This is a genomic window from Winogradskyella sp. SM1960, assembly GCF_020179375.1.
Taxonomy (GTDB): domain Bacteria; phylum Bacteroidota; class Bacteroidia; order Flavobacteriales; family Flavobacteriaceae; genus Winogradskyella; species Winogradskyella marina.
Map to the genome: position 1 here is coordinate 130,671 of NZ_JAICBG010000006.1, position 16,811 is coordinate 147,481.

Consider the following 16,811-nt stretch of genomic DNA (forward strand, 5'->3'; position numbering starts at 1 on the left):
ACGTGTGTTAACCGATTATTGTTACTATATTTTTACTTTATACATTTGAAATATGAATAACAAAAGATATAAATGGATTTTATATACCATTATTACTGTGATTATAGCCACAATTGGCATACAAGTCTATTGGAATTATAAAAACTACCAAACTAATAAACAGCAACTCATTAATGATGTTCAGATTAGTTTAGACAAAGCCGTTGATGATTATTATACAGCTTTAGCAGAACGTACCACTATTGGTGTTTTCCTTGAAGGCGATGAGCAAAAGAATGCCTTTGAAGAAGGTGGCAAACTCGAAAAACTCTTTGAAAAGATTGACGAAACTAATAGAGAATTTAAAAATCTTGATTCCTTAGATGTAAACTCCATTGAAAACATAACAGTACTTAGAGGGTTAAAGGCCGACTCTATGTCTAAACAACAAGACAAAAATCAAAAGTCTGTATCAATTGATGCATTCAAACAAAAAATGGACAGCCTAAAAAATAAAAATGCTGATATTAGTTTAACCAATGCCGAATTTTTAACATCCAAGGTGATGATTTCAATAAAAAACGACACACTTGATGTTGAAGCCGTTGAAAAACTAATAGCAAAGGAGTTAAAACGAAAAAATATTGAAGTCGATTTTTATTTAGATTACAAAAACCCTGAAATTAATATAGACCACCGAATAAAGACAAAAGAAATACCTATGTTGGATCCTAATCACGGACCTGATAATTATCTTCAAACCGATTCAAAATCCACGTTTCTTCCAAAAGGCTCTTTTTTAACCATCCTTTTTACCAATACAACGAAAGTTATTTTATTCCGAATTTTAGGAGGTATCTTAATCTCAGCTCTTTTAGTCATAGCTGTAATTAGTTGCCTGTTCTATTTATTAAAAATCATTAAACACCAAAAACAATTGGCTGAAATTAAAAACGATCTCATCAGTAATATCACACATGAGTTTAAAACTCCGATTGCTACCATAAGTGCTGCGGTAGAAAGCATGGACAGTTTTAATGCTATTGAAGACAAAACGAAAGCAAAAAAATATCTAAATATGTCTTCTGAGCAACTCAGAAAGTTAAACATTATGGTTGAAAAACTACTAGAAACTGCATCTTTAGATAGTGATAATCTGGAATTAAATAAAGATTCTGTTGATGTTGTAGAATTACTTAACACCATCGTTAATCATTATAAAAGTCAATTTCCTGATAAGAGATTTAACACCAATTTTAAAGTAGACACCCTATTAATTAATGTTGATATATTTCATTTTGAAAATGCTATAAATAATATTTTAGACAATGCTGTAAAATATGGTGGCAATACTATTACCATCAATGTAATTCCGAAAGAAAAAAGTATAAATCTGTTAATTTCAGATAATGGTAATACCTTAACCAAGTTACATAAAGATCGGGTTTTCGAAAAATTTTATCGGGTTCCAAAAGGTAACACTCACGATGTAAAAGGTTTTGGAATTGGATTGTTTTACACCAAAACCATAATCGATAAACATAAGGGTTCAATAGCTTTAGAATTAAATCAAAATATAACCACCTTTAAAATCACACTTCCCAATGGCTAATGAGATCAAATTATTATTAGCTGAAGACGAAGCAGCTCTTGGACAAATTATAAAAGAAAGTCTTGAAACCAGAAACTTTGACGTTATTCTCTGTGATAATGGCGAAAAAGCGTTTGAAAAATACAAATCAGAAACACCAGAAATATTAGTATTAGATGTTATGATGCCTAAAAAAGATGGATTCACTTTAGCAAAAGACATTAGAGCGATCGATGATACAATCCCTATAATATTCCTTACAGCAAAATCGCAAACCGCAGATGTAGTTGAAGGTTTTTCTATTGGAGGAAACGATTATCTAAAAAAGCCTTTTAGTATAGAAGAGCTGATTGTGCGAATTCATAATTTAGTCAGCAGAACTAAAGAACAGAAAACAGCTCAGGTGTTAGAAATTGGCGATTATACTTTCGATTTCCCAAAACAACAATTACAGTTTAAATCTGCAGATGCTATTCATTTAACACATAGAGAAGCGCACTTACTCTTTCATTTAATAAAAAACAAAAATCAAGTTTTAGACCGTTCACTTATTTTAAACAAACTTTGGGGAACCGACGATTTTTTCTCGGCTAGAAGTATGGATGTTTTTATTACCAAATTACGTAAAAAACTTAAAGCAGATGAGAATATTCAGATAATTAATGTGCGTGGTTTTGGATATAAATTGACGGATTAAACCTGACAGGTCTTGCAGCAAATAATCTAGGAGGTCTTAATATTTAAGATTGGCACATTTTTCGTACTTTTCAAGCTTATTCGTCCACATTCATGCAAAAGCTTGTCTTTTTATTTCTATTTTTCTGTTCATTTTGTGTCGCACAAGAGAACACAGCACAACATTTTACTGCGATTTTAAAAGATTCAACAAACATTGAAGCTCAATCAATTTTTGGAGTTGATAATTTCGGCACCCTTTACTATGCTACAGAAAACAATTCATTTCATAAAAAAACAAAGGATACTACAATTACATATGCCAATTTTCAATTGGGAGACATCACCTCTGCAAACACGTTTAATCCTTTAAAAATAAATCTGTTCTATAGAGATTTTAATACAGTTGTAATTTTAGATAATCGTTTGGCTGAGATTTCAAAAATTAACTTTAATTCAATTCAGCCGTACAAGAATGTTTCTTTTGTTTCATCTGGCTTTAATAATTCAATTTGGTTATTTAATGACGATTTTCAATATTTAGAATTATACGATTATAAAACCAATACCATAAAACTCAAAACGGTTCCTGTTCAGTCTGAAGTTTTAGATTTAAAAAGCGATTATAATTATTGTTATTTATTGACTAAAAATCACCTCTACGTTTATAATTATTTTGGAAGTCTAATACGTAAAATAGAAAACTCGGGATACGACAGTTTAGCATTTAACGAAGCGCATTTAGTGTTAAAAAAGGGAGAATCGTTATTTATCTTAGAGAAAAACGAGTCCATAATTCAACCCATAAAACATCCAAAAATGTTAATAAAACAGTTTTTGGTAACCAATGAAACGGTGTATATTTACGGCTTGAATTTACTGCGTCATTACCAATTAAAAATAGAATAGATTATGCATGTTGCTGTTGCTGGAAATATAGGAGCTGGAAAAACAACGCTCACAAAATTACTTGCCAAACACTTTAAGTGGGAAGCACAACTGGAAGATGTGGTTGACAACCCGTATTTAGATGATTTTTATAATCAGATGGAACGTTGGAGTTTTAATTTGCAAGTCTATTTCTTAAACAGCAGATTTCGCCAAGTGAATCAAATTCACGATAGTGGTAAAGACATCATTCAAGATAGAACCATCTATGAAGATGCTCATATTTTCGCACCCAACTTACATGCTATGGGTTTAATGACCAATCGCGATTTTGAAAATTATTCATCATTATTTGAATTGATGGAATCGTTTGTAAAAGGTCCCGATTTATTGATTTATTTACGTAGTTCTATACCTAATTTAGTTTCTCAAATTCATAAAAGAGGTCGTGATTACGAAAATACAATTAGCATCGATTATTTAAGCCGACTCAACGAACGTTATGAAGCTTGGATTTCAAAATACGATAAAGGAAATTTACTTATCATTGATGTAGATAATCTCGATTTTGTTGATAATCCTGAAGACTTAGGAGATATTATTAATAAAATTGACGCACAAGTAAACGGGTTATTCTAAGTGCCTATTTCACTATAGTATTACAACAACATAACAAAAAAAATCAGACAATATCCTTAAGTAATAAAACCGTGTTTTCTAGCATGTTCAATTGCTTGTTGACTATTATCGATCAACATCATTGGTGTGGTTTTAAAATTTTTAACAAGACTTCTAACGCGCAACATTTTCTTTTTATGCTTTACACTTCTAAGGTAAATAGCTAAAATTCGATCTGGAAACATTTCAGCGATCTCAATATAAATATCAGGATCATGCTCTCCGCTATCACCAATTAAGATAAATGGTAATTTTGGATATGTTTTTAGAATATTTAAAATTTCTTTCTGTTTCTGTGGTTTTTCTCCCTCTTGTTTTTTCTTTAAGGCTTCACTTACGCTACGCAATAAAATTGGCCCTTTAGGAAAGTTATTTTGTTTTAAAAAGAGTTCTAAATAGCGATAAAAATTCCATGGACTATGACTCACATAAAAAATAGGATTCGCGTTTTTACCTAAAACTCCACGATGTAATCGTTGAAATAAATCTACAGAACCTTCCAAAGGCATTCTGCTTTTAACACTTTTAAAAATAGAATTATAAATTAATCTCCATTTTAACAAAGACACCACTCCGGTCTGCAAAATCGTATCATCAATATCACTTGCCACGCCAAATTGTGCCCTACTTGACGGAATTAACAATTCTCCCGGAAACCGATTTTGATTTTGAATATTACGTTTAATTGTAACGTCGTTAAAAGACAACTCAAAAGACAACCAACCTTCGTCATTGGTGAGCGTTTTTAAGTCTTGAAGATTAGCTTCAACTATAAAATAACCTTTACGATCGGTCGTCGCTTTAATAATAGTGTTGTTTGGTAGTTTTAAATCTAACCCAACGTTTTTGACCTCATCAGTTTCAAAGCGTTTCCATGAATTTACAAGAAGTCGCCATGTGTTCTTGGCTTCTAGATCAATAGACTCATCCTCTAAAGCGCGTCCACGAGCATAAAAATGAGAATTGGTCCCATAACTTTGAAACGCAATTATTTGAAATGGGTCTTTTTTTAACCAGCTCAATTAAATAGTTTTTTAGAATTTTCAATATACTAAAATAGCCTTACTCAAAGTATACTTCGTCAATTAAATCGTTAGGCTAATGTTAAAAAATTACCAATTTTATAATAATCGTGTACTTTAGTCAACTCAACACATAAACCCACACTAAACTAATCACAAAGCATGCAAAAATTAATATTTCTACTAGTTTTAGGTTTATCATTTAACCTGATAACTGCACAAAATACCGAGAAGGAAAGTCAAACACCAACACCAAATTACAGAGCTGCCGCTAAATATTCTCCAAAAAACTTAGGGAAACTGGTTCATTCAACATCAGTACGACCTCATTGGTTAAAAAATGGCAACCGATTTTGGTACCAATATAAAACAACCGAAGGCTCTAAATATTATATTGTTGATGCCGATAAAAAATCTAAAAAAGAGCTTTTTGATAATGAAAAAATGGCAAAATGGCTCACGGAAATTACAAAAGACCCATACGACGCCAAACATTTACCAAGATTCAATTTTGAATTCGTAAAAAATGAAACCGCTATCCGTTTTTATGTAACATCTACCGAGAAAGTGGATGAAGAAAAGGAAGACGAAGATGAAATAAAGAATACTAAAGAAATAGATTCTACCAAAACAGACAAAAAGAAAAAAGGCAAAGCTAAAAGAGCAAAAAAAGTTAATAAAGTATATCATTTTGAATACCGACTTGGCAGCAACGGTCTAACCGTAATCAGCAATAAAAAGAAAGAAAAAGAAAACTGGAAAAGATGGGCTAATATCGCTCCAGATAGTTCTATAGTATTGTTTTCAAAACACCATAATTTATACTGGATGGATAAGGAAAATTTCCTGAAAGCTGTAGAAAATGAAAAAGACACTACAATTGTAGAAAATCAATGGACAAAAGATGGTGAAGAAAACTACAGCTATGGCAGTAGCGGAAGAAATGAAAACAACGAAACCAAACTAAAGAATAAAGACAAACGTAAGTCTGTTCGTGGCATTTGGTCTCATGATTCTAAGAAATTTGTTTTTCAACGAAGAGACTCAAGACATATAAAAGATCTTTGGGTTATAAACACAACCTCGAGTAAACGCCCAACTTTAGAAACCTATAAATATCATATGCCAGGTGAAGACGAATATTATAAAACCGAACTTCACGTCTTTGATATCCCTTCTAAATCAAATATCCAAGTAAAACTCGATACGGTGAAACAACAAAGTATTCAAGTGTATCGTGAGCCACGAAAAAAATCAAGCTATGACGATGACTTTAACCCATCATTATTGTTATCTAAAAAAGGTAAAATTTATTACAACACCATCAGCAGAGATCGTAAAAAATTCGATATCTGTGTGGCTGACATCAATACAGGCGAAACCAAAGTTTTAATTGAAGAACGTTTTAACACCTATATAGAATCACGTCCATTAGTATTACTTAATAACGAAACTGAAATGCTACATTGGGCTGAACGTTCAGGTTGGGCGCATTATTATTTATATGATACTGAAGGAAATTTAAAAAATGAGGTCACTTCTGGTTCTTACCATGTAGAACGTGCTATTGGTGTAGACGAAAAAAGCCGAACGCTTTACTTCACTGCTCATGGCATTCCTAAAGACCAAGACCCTTATTACGAGCACATGTACAGCATTAACTTAAATGGCTCAGGTCTTAAAGCTTTGAATCCTGGTGACTACAATTCTAGTACAGATATGGCGGATTCTAACGCTTATTTTGTGAGTAATTATTCTCGAGTAAATACCGTTCCTAAATCGGAATTAAGATCTAGTACAGGAAAACTCATAATGGAATTAGAAGAAGCCGATTTATCACAATTAATGGCTACTGGCTATCAATTTCCTGAAACCTTTAAAATGAAAGCCGATGATGGGATTACAGATATATACGGCGTAATGTACAAACCTTTTGATTTTGACGAGACTAAAAAATATCCGCTTTTAGAATACGTTTATCCAGGTCCACAAACGGAAGCCGTAAACAAATCGTTTTCTATTAGAATGGATCGTGTAGATCGTATGGCTCAAGTTGGATTTATTGTGGTAACTATGGGTAACCGTGGTGGACATCCAGACCGTTCTAAATGGTATCACAACTATGGTTATGGCAACCTTAGAGATTATGGTTTAGCCGATAAAAGACATGTTGCTGAGCAACTTGCCGACCAACATGATTTTATTGACATTGAGAAAGTAGGTATTTATGGTCACTCAGGAGGCGGATTTATGTCAACCGCAGCTATGCTGGTTTATCCAGATTTCTTTAAAGCCGCTGTATCTTCTGCCGGAAACCACGATAATAATATTTATAACAGTTGGTGGAGCGAAACACATCATGGTGTACAAGAAGAAATGGATAATGATGGTAATACCAAATACAAATATCTTATTGACGACAACCAGTCTTTAGCAAAAAACCTTAAAGGGAATTTAATGCTTATTACAGGTGATGTAGACAATAACGTACATCCAGGTGGAACAATACGAATGGCAAATGCCTTAATTAAAGCGAACAAACGTTTCGATTTTATGCTAATGCCAGGTCAGCGTCATAGCTTTGGAAATATGACAGAATATTCATTTTGGCTGCGTGCCGATCATTTTAGCAAACACTTCCTTGGGGTTGAAGCTACTGATATTGATATTACAGAAATCAATAGAGATCGACCAAAATCAAAACCTTAATTTGTTTTATTTAAGTTTAGAAAACCACGTTAATTAACGTGGTTTTTTTATGCCTATTTTTTAAATTAAAACATTACAACTTGATTTCATTTAAAAAATTTAGATACGGTTTCTTTTCTTTAATTTTGCAAGATGATAAAAGCCTTACAACTACGCATCAATTTACATCAAGAACGACAGCCTGATGGTTTGCTAAAAAAAGCTGCACATGATTTAAATGTGAAGACTTCTGAAATTACAGGCATAAAAATTCTACGAAAATCAATTGATGCGCGTAAGCGGAACATTATATTTAATTATAAAGTTGAAGTGTTTATCAATGAACCAGTGCCTGAAACTTCAGACTATCATTTTGATTACAAAGATGTTTCCAACGCCAAACCGGTTCATATTATTGGTTTCGGACCTGCAGGCATGTACGCAGCCTTGCGTTGTATTGAGTTAGGTTTTAAACCCATTGTTTTAGAACGCGGTAAAAATGTGCAAGATCGCCGACGTGATTTAAAAGCCATTAACCAAGATCATTTTGTAAACGAAGATTCAAATTACTGTTTTGGCGAAGGTGGCGCTGGCACCTATTCTGATGGAAAATTATATACGCGAAGTTTAAAGCGAGGCGATGTTAGACGAATCTTTGAGAATTTAGTTTATCATGGTGCAACGGATCAGATTTTAGTAGATGCTCATCCTCATATTGGCACTAATAAGTTACCTAAGGTTGTTCAGAATATTAGAGAAAACATCATCAAATTTGGTGGTGAAGTTCATTTTGAATCTCGAGTTTCCGACTTCACAATTAAAAATAATAAAATAGTTGCTATTCAACTTTTAGACGGCAAAGAATTAGATGTTGAAAAAGTCATTTTAGCCACAGGTCATTCGGCAAGAGATATTTTTTATTTACTGAATGATAAGGAGATTAAATTGGAAGCCAAATCATTTGCCATGGGAGTAAGGGTTGAGCATCCTCAAGATATTATTGATGGTATACAGTACCATTGCAAAGGCGAACCACGAGACGAATTATTACCAGCTGCCTCTTATAGTTTAGTAGAGCAAGTGAATCACAGAGGAGTGTATTCCTTTTGCATGTGTCCTGGTGGATTTATCGTTCCTGCAGCCACAGCAAATGGCGAAGTGGTGGTCAATGGTATGTCGCCTTCTAAACGAAATAATAAGTTTGCGAATTCTGGTATTGTCACAGAAATTAATGCCGACAAAGACCTTTATAAATACGAACATTTTGGCCCTTTAAAAGCGCTAGAATACCAAAAAGATTTAGAACGTTTAGCTTTTACTGCAGGAGGCAGACGACAGTCGGCTCCTGCGCAACGACTCACCGATTTTGTGGAAGGTAAATTGTCTTCAAGCTTAAATGAAACGTCGTATCAACCCGGTTTAAAATCGGCACCGTTACATTCCTTACTACCAAAGATAATTGGAGGTTCATTACGCAAAGGCTTTAAAGCATTTGGACAAAAAATGAAAGGTTATTATACCGAGGAAGCTAATATTATTGGTGTAGAATCGCGTACCTCTTCTCCAGTAAATATTCCAAGGAATGAAACTTTAGAACACCCTGAAATTACCAACCTATTTCCTTGCGGTGAAGGTGGTGGTTATGCTGGCGGTATTATTTCTGCGGCTATGGATGGTGAGCGCTGTGCAGAAGCTGCAACGGCTAACTTTTAATTTTTAATCTTAGATGCATTTCATCAATTAAATGAATACATTACCTTAAATGAAATTTGCCTTTTTATTAATTGCGTTATTTTTTTCCCTTAAGAGTTTAGGGCAAGTTCAACCACAAAAACAACGAGCCATTGATTCTGCTTATCAAATTGCAGCAAACCCTAAAAACCCAACTAAAGTTAGACTTAAAGCCTATAGTTTTTGTTGTTGGAAAACCATTTATTTAGATTTTAATCAAGGTTTAAAGCATAGTTCAGAATACTTAGAACTAGCAAAAACGAGTACATATCATAATTTAAGATCACAGGCTCATCATTTCTTAGGGCATTCGTATATGATGCTAGGGGAAATTGACAAGGCTAGTGCAACCTATCAAGAAGGTTTAGAACACGCAATACAACATGAATCTAAACGAGGAATTTCAAAAATTTATGGTGACCTTGGGAATCTAAATAATAGCCTTGGAAATGCTTCACTTGCTTTAGATTATCACTTCAAAAGCTTAGAGTATGCCGATAAACACAATCTTAATGTAGATTACGCAAGAGCTAAAATTAATATTGGAGAAATCTATGAATCTCAGGGGAAGTATAAACTTAGTATAGAAACTTTTGAAGAAGCCTTAGATTTTTGCACCAAACATAAGTACGCAGGGTTTAAATCCTCTATATACGAAAGTCTTGGCGATGTAAATATTACCATTAAGGAATACCAGACTGCTGAAAAAAATTATCTAAAAGCCATAGCATACGCAAAAAGATTAACCAACAATAATAGACTTGTTAATTCACTAAACAAATTAGGAGAATTACATCAAGAACTTAAAAACTTAGAAAAGGCAGAAATTAACTATAAGGAAGCTTTACATATAGCCACAACTAATAAAGCTACTATACTAGAAGCAAAAGTAAGAGCTAATTTAGCCCATAATAATTTACTGCAAAACCAAATTAAAGAAGCTAAAAATAACATTACACTAGCTATCACACAATTTGAAAATCTAAAAATTAAAGAGGATTTAGATAAAGCTTATATTGTTGCCGCAAAAACCTACAAAGTCTTAAATCAAAAAAAAGAAAGTTTTACATACTATCAAAAAGCGTACAATATTGCTAAAACTACAAACCATATTAAGACACTAAAATTGGCAAGTCTGGGCCTTGGCAGAGCTTATGAGAATCAAGGTGATTTATCTAAAGCTATAACTTACTATAAAAAATTTAATAGCTATAGCAACAAAATTAGAAGTGAAGAGGGTATTAGAAACATTATTCGTCTAGAAATTAAAGACGTTTATCAACAAAAATCTATAGCAGATAGCATTAACAAAGTCAATGAAATTAAATTACTTCAGTATGACTATGACCAGAAAGAAGAACGTAATAAATTAAAAATTTACACTGCTATTTCTAGTAGTATAATTCTCCTACTCATCGTTTTATGCATCACATATTTTTACAACCAAAAAAAGAAAATTGCAGCTGTACTTTCTAAAAAAAACAAGACTATAGAAGATGCATTAAACGACAAAGAGATCTTACTAAAAGAAGTGCACCATCGTGTAAAAAACAATATGCAAATAGTCGCCTCTTTATTGTATTTAAAATCTAAAAACACAGAAAACAAGATTGCTAAGGAAGCCTTAATTGATAGTAAAACGAGAATCGATGCTATGCAATTAGCACATCAAAAAATGTATCAAAAAGGGAATTATAAGCAGATTGATATTGAAGAATATTTTAATAACATAATGCAGTTATTACTGTCCCCTATTCAATTAGAAAATGATAATTTTACCGTACAGGGCAACAATCTATGGGCAGATGTAGAGCAGGCGCAAGCTTTAGGGTTTATATTGCATGAATTGATTACAAATAGCATAAAATATGCTTGGCCTAAAACCAAGACAAAAGAAGTAAAAATTAGTATTTTAAAAAAGGATGACACCATAGAATTTGACTACTCTGATAACGGTATCGGTTTACCAAAATCAATAGATATAACAACCACAAAATCTTTCGGCTTAAAGTTAATCTACTCAATAGCCACTAGACAATTACTTGGAAAAACAACTATTTGTAATTCCAATGGTTTTGCGATAAAAATCACTTTTAATGCGAGATAACAAAAAAATAAAAGTTTTAATTGCAGATGACGATGTATTCATCTCAGAGCAATTGAATAGTATTTTAGAAGATTTAGACTATGAAGTTACAGCAATAGCATTTAATGCTGAAAGCGCTATTGCGGCATTACAAACAGAACGCCCTGATATTGCTATACTAGACATAAATATGCATGGTAGAAATCAAGGTTTTGAAATTGCACAATACATCAATGACCACTTAAACATTCCTTTTATATTTCTCACCTCTTTTGCTGATGCCTCTACGGTTAAGGAAGCTTCAAAATTAATTCCTGATGGGTATTTACTAAAACCATTTAACGAAGCTAGTATTTATTCTACTTTGAATATTGTATTAGATAGACACCTTAAAAACAATTCCTATTTTACAATCAAAATTGGTCATGAATTACATAAAGTTAAAACGAATGATTTACTGTATATTGAATCTTCAGATAAGTATATAGAAATTCATACCAGTACAAAAAAGTATTTAAAGAGAGATAGCATTGACACTTTTATTGAAGAAAACAATATTGAAGGCGTATGCCGTGTTCATAGGTCTTACGCTGTAAAAATTGACAATATTGATAGCGTAAAAGGAACACTTATCCAAATTAATAACCAACAGATACCAATATCTAACACCTATAGAAAAGCTTTTAAAAAAAGATATAACTCTCTTTAAGCATAGAATCGCATCGTAAATTTTATTAGATAACCTTAACACGGATTTCTTATCAATATTTAACTTTAATTATTTACGGACAAAACTCGGTACTTCACGACATTTTTTTTTTCGACTTTAAATTATACCCTACTATTGTATAGAAATAACAACCTACTTATAATGAAAAAAAAATCTATCTTAATTGGTATACTAATTGCATCATCGGTAACACTTATTACTGTACAAATTATAATTCTGGTACAACTTAAACCATTAAGTTAGTTTCAGATTAGCCTTGTAATGGCTATAACATTTATTTTACTAATTCTATATGAATTTAAAATAGCAAACTGTAGAATGGAAACCCTATTAAAGCAAAGATATTATAAGCAAAACTCTTGAGCTCTTAAAGAAAGGGCAATTAAAAGCTATCAAAAATATTTAAGCCTTTGTATGCCCAGTTTAAAATTTCTCAACAGACACGCACAACACTCAAAACAAGAATAAAATTAATTAAGGGATTAGTTTTAAGGATGCTTTATAAAAAGCATCCTTATTCTTGTTAATATTCAATTATAAGCACCGTAAAAGCAATAAATTATAGTATTGAATACGGTATATATACAAGCGGTTTAAATAAATTATTATTATTTTCGCGTATCAAATTTAATATCAAATGAACGCATATATATTTCCAGGACAAGGTGCTCAATTCTCAGGAATGGGATTAGACCTTTACGAAAACTCACCTTTAGCACAAGAACTGTTTGAAAAAGCTAATGAGATTTTAGGCTTTAACATTACAGATATTATGTTTGAGGGCTCTAAGGAAGATTTAAAAGAAACTAAGGTTACACAACCTGCTATCTTTTTACATTCTGTAATTTTAGCAAAAACCCTTGGAGATAGTTTTAAACCAGATATGGTAGCAGGACACTCACTTGGTGAATTTTCGGCATTAGTTGCTGCAGGAGCTTTGACTTTTGAAGATGGACTTAAATTAGTCTCTCAACGTGCACAAGCCATGCAAAAAGCATGTGAATTACAACCAAGTACTATGGCTGCGGTTTTAGGTTTAGAAGATAACATTGTTGAAGACATATGTAAAACTACCGATGGCATCGTCGTTGCAGCCAATTATAACTGCCCTGGGCAATTAGTAATTTCTGGTGAAGTTGAGGCGATTAATAAAGCCTGCGAAGCTTTAAAAGATGCTGGTGCAAGACGCGCATTAGTATTACCTGTTGGTGGAGCATTTCACTCACCTCTAATGGAACCTGCTCGTGAAGAATTAGCTGCTGCCATTGAAAACACAACATTTAGCAAACCAAATTGCCCAATATATCAGAACGTTACAGCTTCTGCTATAACAGACGAAAATGAAATCAAAGCCAATTTAATTTTACAATTAACGGCTCCTGTTCGTTGGACGCAATCTGTACAACAAATGGTTGCAGACGGAGCAGTACATTTTACAGAAGTTGGTCCTGGCAAAGTGTTACAAGGTTTAGTAAAGAAAATACATAGAGGCGCTGAAACAACTTCGGCTACTTTTGAAACTAACGCCTAAATACTACTGCTTTGAACAGAACACTATTTATTACGCTGCTAATAACGTTTAATATTGCCATCGATCAGATTTCTAAGGTAATCGTAAGATCGACAATGATTAAAGGTGGAAAAGGTCAAATCAATGTGATTCAAGATTATTTTCAATTAATTTGGGTTGAAAATAAAGGTGCTTTTTTAGGTATGGGAAGTGATATGAATCCAACATTAAGATTAATCTTCTTATTAATTCTACCGACAATTGTATTGGCTTATGTAATGTATTATATTATAAAAACTAAAGAATTAGACCGTTTAAGTCTTATTGCATTCTGCTGTATTGTAGGAGGAGGAATAGCCAATGTATTTGACCGCATAGTATTTGGCCAAGTCACTGACTTCTTTTATATAAATTTAGGAGGTGTATTTAGAACAGGTATCTTTAATGTTGCTGATATGTCTGTTACCACAGGAATGATTCTTTTATTATTAACAGGAATCTTTAGCAAGAAAAAAGATACGGTTGAAGATAATATTGCTTAACGCGCTAATACACAATCTTCACAATCCTTAACTTCACCATAATACGTCTCTCTGTATTTGTGAAGTGTTTTGTATGGAATACTTAAGAATTGTTTTTTAATATAGGTAACCTTAGTCTGTAATGCACCCATTTTTTTCGTGAAGCGACCTTCGCTTTTGGTCTCTCTTTTAATACTTATCAATTTCATGGTCTTCAATTATCATTCATTACAAAAAAACGAAGATTGATGACCAACTCCAAGAAATCGATGTTAAAACAGGGTTAAGAGCTTTTGTTATTATCATATTGAAAATCAGACACTATAAGAATTAACATATTCGCAATGGGATAGTGCATCATTTACATATTCAAGAAACAAAAAATCGACAAAAAAGGCCTATTTTTTGTAAATAACACCGTTTTTCATAACAAAAATGACGTTTTCCATAGTAGAAATGGTTGTTGTTGGGTCGTCATTTACTGCAATAATATCGGCTACAAAACCAGGTTGAATTTGCCCAATTTGGTTGTCCATTTTTAATAACATCGCATTGGTAATTGTGGCACTTTGAATAGTTTCAATTGCTGGCATTCCTGCTTCAACCATGTAACCAAATTCTTTTGCGTTGTCACCATGATAAAAAACCGCTGCATCGGTTCCAAAGGCAATACCGACACCTGATTTATAAGCTCTTCCAAACATATTCTGAATCTTCGGACCTATATTCAATGCTTTAGGCACAATAATTTCAGGGTAATACCCATCAATCTTAGCTTTATCAGATACAAATTTCCCAGCCGTTATCGTTGGTACTAAATACACATCGTGTTTTTTCATAAGTTCCATAGTCTCATCACTCATCATTGTTCCATGCTCTATAGTTTTAACTCCACCTAAAATAGCACGTTGCATTCCTTCATCTCCGTGTGCATGAGCTGCTACATGAAACCCATAATCTTTAGCTGTTTCACAAATCGCCTTTATTTCTTCAATTGTAAATTGTGGGTTCTGACCACTTTTTGCCATGCTTAGCACACCTCCTGTTGCTGTAATTTTAATTAAATCTGCACCATTTTTGTAACGTTGTCTTACAGCTTTTTTGGCATCCTCTACTCCATTTACAACACCTTCCTTTGGCCCAGGATCTCCCATAATTTTCTTACTAGAACCATTTGTTGGATCTGCATGACCACCTGTAGTCGCCAAAGACTTACCAGATGTAAAGATTCTTGGCCCTTCAATCTTCCCAGCGTTTATGGCATTTCTCAATGCTATATTTACCCCAGAACCTCCTAAATCCCTTACAGTTGTAAAGCCACTCATTAAAGTCACTTTAGCATAATTTGTTGAATTAAATGCAACATCTGCATCATTTAAGGTGTATTTATTGAGGTAAGATTTCGGACTCGTTTCTCCTTCAATATGCACGTGCATATCTATTAAACCTGGCATTACGGTTTTAGATTTTAAATCAATTGTAACATCTTCAGGGTTTGTTGGATTAATGTATCCATTTTCTACTGAAATAATTTTATCACCAGAAACCACAATGGTTTTCTCTTTGAGTACTTTCCCAGATTTTGTATCTACTAATTTGCCACAATGTAAATACGTATTTTGTGCCGAAAGTGATACTACACATAGCAACATTAAAATTCCGAGTAAAGTTTTCATCTGTGAGTGTTTGTTTCTATTTAGTTCTAATTTTTTGTTCCCATTTCCATGCTGAAGCCATTGCATCATCAAGGGTTAGTTCTGTTTTCCAACCTAAAACCTTGTTTGCTTTAGATGTTTCGGCATAAGCGGCAATAACATCACCTTCTCTACGATCTACGATTTTATAATTTAACGTTGTTCCGGAAACACGTTCAAAAGATTGAACAGCTTCTAAAACCGTACTTCCTGTTCCTGTTCCGAGATTGAAAAATTCAAAATTTGAGTCATTTTCTACATTTAACAAGCGCTGTAAAGCCACAACATGTGCTTTTGCTAAATCTACAACATGAATATAATCTCTTACACACGTCCCATCAGACGTTGGGTAATCACCTCCAAATACAGATAATTGTTCTCGCATACCAATAGCAGTTTGTGTAATATAAGGCACTAAATTTTGAGGCACACCAATTGGCAATTCACCTATCTCAGCTGAATCATGTGCTCCAATAGGATTAAAATAACGTAATGCAATCGCCTTAACGTCGCCATTAACACGACAAGTATCTCTGATGATTTCTTCACCAATCTGCTTGGTATTTCCATAAGGAGATTCTGCAGGTTTCACAGGTGCATTTTCCGTAATTGGTAACTCATCGGCTTGTCCATAAACAGTACAAGACGAGCTGAAAATAAAATTCTTTTTATTTAAACCTCTCAATTCTTGAAGCAAATAAACCAAACTTGTTATATTATTTTCATAATACATTAAGGGTTCTGCAACACTTTCACCAACGGCTTTATTGGCTGCAAAATGAATAATACCAACAATATCATTATGACGTTTAAAAAAATCTTGAACGTCTGCTTTTACTTTTAAATCTAACTTTTCAAAATGTGGTTTTTTATTGGTAATCGCTGTAATACCGTCTAAAACATCAATGGATGAATTAGATAAATTATCTATAATTACAACCTCATAACCTTCGTTTTGTAATTCTACAACGGTATGTGACCCAATAAAACCTAATCCGCCTGTTACTAAAATCTTCAT

14 protein-coding genes are annotated in these 16,811 nt (G+C 33.0%); 10 read left to right on the plus strand and 4 right to left on the minus strand.

The genetic code is table 11. From position 1 onward, the window contains the following. The first annotated feature begins 52 nt into the window (after positions 1–52). The 4 genes from K1X16_RS14375 to K1X16_RS14390 all read left to right on the plus strand — a co-directional run bounded on the left by K1X16_RS14375 (position 53) and on the right by K1X16_RS14390 (position 3,772). Positions 53–1,591 carry a sensor histidine kinase gene (locus tag K1X16_RS14375; RefSeq protein WP_225036904.1) on the plus strand — a complete coding sequence of 513 codons (1,539 nt, stop codon included), beginning with the start codon at positions 53–55 and terminating at the stop codon, positions 1,589–1,591. Then, on the plus strand, positions 1,584–2,267 hold the full coding sequence (locus K1X16_RS14380) for a response regulator transcription factor (RefSeq protein ID WP_195871489.1): 684 nt from the start codon (positions 1,584–1,586) through the stop codon (positions 2,265–2,267). The genes K1X16_RS14375 and K1X16_RS14380 overlap by 8 nt, the downstream gene beginning before the upstream one ends. A 92-nt stretch (positions 2,268–2,359) precedes the next feature. After that, a complete protein-coding gene (locus tag K1X16_RS14385; RefSeq protein ID WP_225036905.1) occupies positions 2,360–3,154 on the plus strand; it encodes a hypothetical protein in 795 nt (264 codons plus the stop codon). Positions 3,155–3,157: 3 nt separating this feature from the next. Then, positions 3,158–3,772: a deoxynucleoside kinase gene (locus K1X16_RS14390; protein WP_195871491.1), complete on the plus strand. Its 615-nt coding sequence runs from the start codon at positions 3,158–3,160 to the stop codon at positions 3,770–3,772. A gap of 56 nt (positions 3,773–3,828) precedes the next feature. Here K1X16_RS14390 and K1X16_RS14395 read toward each other — a convergent pair whose 3' ends face one another. Further along, positions 3,829–4,833, minus strand: coding sequence for an App1 family protein (locus K1X16_RS14395; RefSeq protein ID WP_225036906.1), 1,005 nt, complete (start codon positions 4,831–4,833; stop codon positions 3,829–3,831). 162 nt (positions 4,834–4,995) lie between these two features. Between K1X16_RS14395 and K1X16_RS14400 the strand changes: the two genes are divergently transcribed. The 6 genes from K1X16_RS14400 (at position 4,996) to lspA (ending at position 14,120) form a co-directional block, all read left to right on the plus strand. Then, positions 4,996–7,542, plus strand: a complete 2,547-nt coding sequence (locus tag K1X16_RS14400) for a S9 family peptidase (protein WP_225036907.1) — start codon at positions 4,996–4,998, stop codon at positions 7,540–7,542. Positions 7,543–7,674: 132 nt separating this feature from the next. After that, positions 7,675–9,234: an NAD(P)/FAD-dependent oxidoreductase gene (locus K1X16_RS14405; RefSeq protein WP_225036908.1), complete on the plus strand. Its 1,560-nt coding sequence runs from the start codon at positions 7,675–7,677 to the stop codon at positions 9,232–9,234. 49 nt (positions 9,235–9,283) lie between these two features. Beyond that, on the plus strand, positions 9,284–11,359 hold the full coding sequence (locus K1X16_RS14410; protein ID WP_225036909.1) for a tetratricopeptide repeat protein: 2,076 nt from the start codon (positions 9,284–9,286) through the stop codon (positions 11,357–11,359). Next, positions 11,349–12,047 (plus strand): LytR/AlgR family response regulator transcription factor, encoded by a 699-nt coding sequence (locus K1X16_RS14415; RefSeq protein ID WP_225036910.1) that lies wholly within the window; start codon positions 11,349–11,351, stop codon positions 12,045–12,047. Before K1X16_RS14410 ends, K1X16_RS14415 begins: the two co-directional genes overlap by 11 nt. Before the next feature lie 658 nt (positions 12,048–12,705). Continuing rightward, positions 12,706–13,599: an ACP S-malonyltransferase gene (gene fabD, locus K1X16_RS14420; protein ID WP_225036911.1), complete on the plus strand. Its 894-nt coding sequence runs from the start codon at positions 12,706–12,708 to the stop codon at positions 13,597–13,599. 11 nt (positions 13,600–13,610) lie between these two features. Next, entirely contained in the window at positions 13,611–14,120 is a 510-nt protein-coding gene (gene lspA, locus K1X16_RS14425) for a signal peptidase II (RefSeq protein ID WP_195871498.1), read from the plus strand. Here lspA and K1X16_RS14430 read toward each other — a convergent pair. The 3 genes from K1X16_RS14430 to galE all read right to left on the minus strand — a co-directional run bounded on the left by K1X16_RS14430 (position 14,117) and on the right by galE (position 16,811). Next, positions 14,117–14,308: a hypothetical protein gene (locus tag K1X16_RS14430; RefSeq protein WP_195871499.1), complete on the minus strand. Its 192-nt coding sequence runs from the start codon at positions 14,306–14,308 to the stop codon at positions 14,117–14,119. The two genes, lspA and K1X16_RS14430, sit on opposite strands and share 4 nt — an antisense overlap. A gap of 189 nt (positions 14,309–14,497) precedes the next feature. Next, positions 14,498–15,775, minus strand: coding sequence for a metal-dependent hydrolase family protein (locus K1X16_RS14435; protein ID WP_225036912.1), 1,278 nt, complete (start codon positions 15,773–15,775; stop codon positions 14,498–14,500). Between the two features lie 16 nt (positions 15,776–15,791). Then, positions 15,792–16,811: a UDP-glucose 4-epimerase GalE gene (galE, locus tag K1X16_RS14440; RefSeq protein ID WP_195871501.1), complete on the minus strand. Its 1,020-nt coding sequence runs from the start codon at positions 16,809–16,811 to the stop codon at positions 15,792–15,794.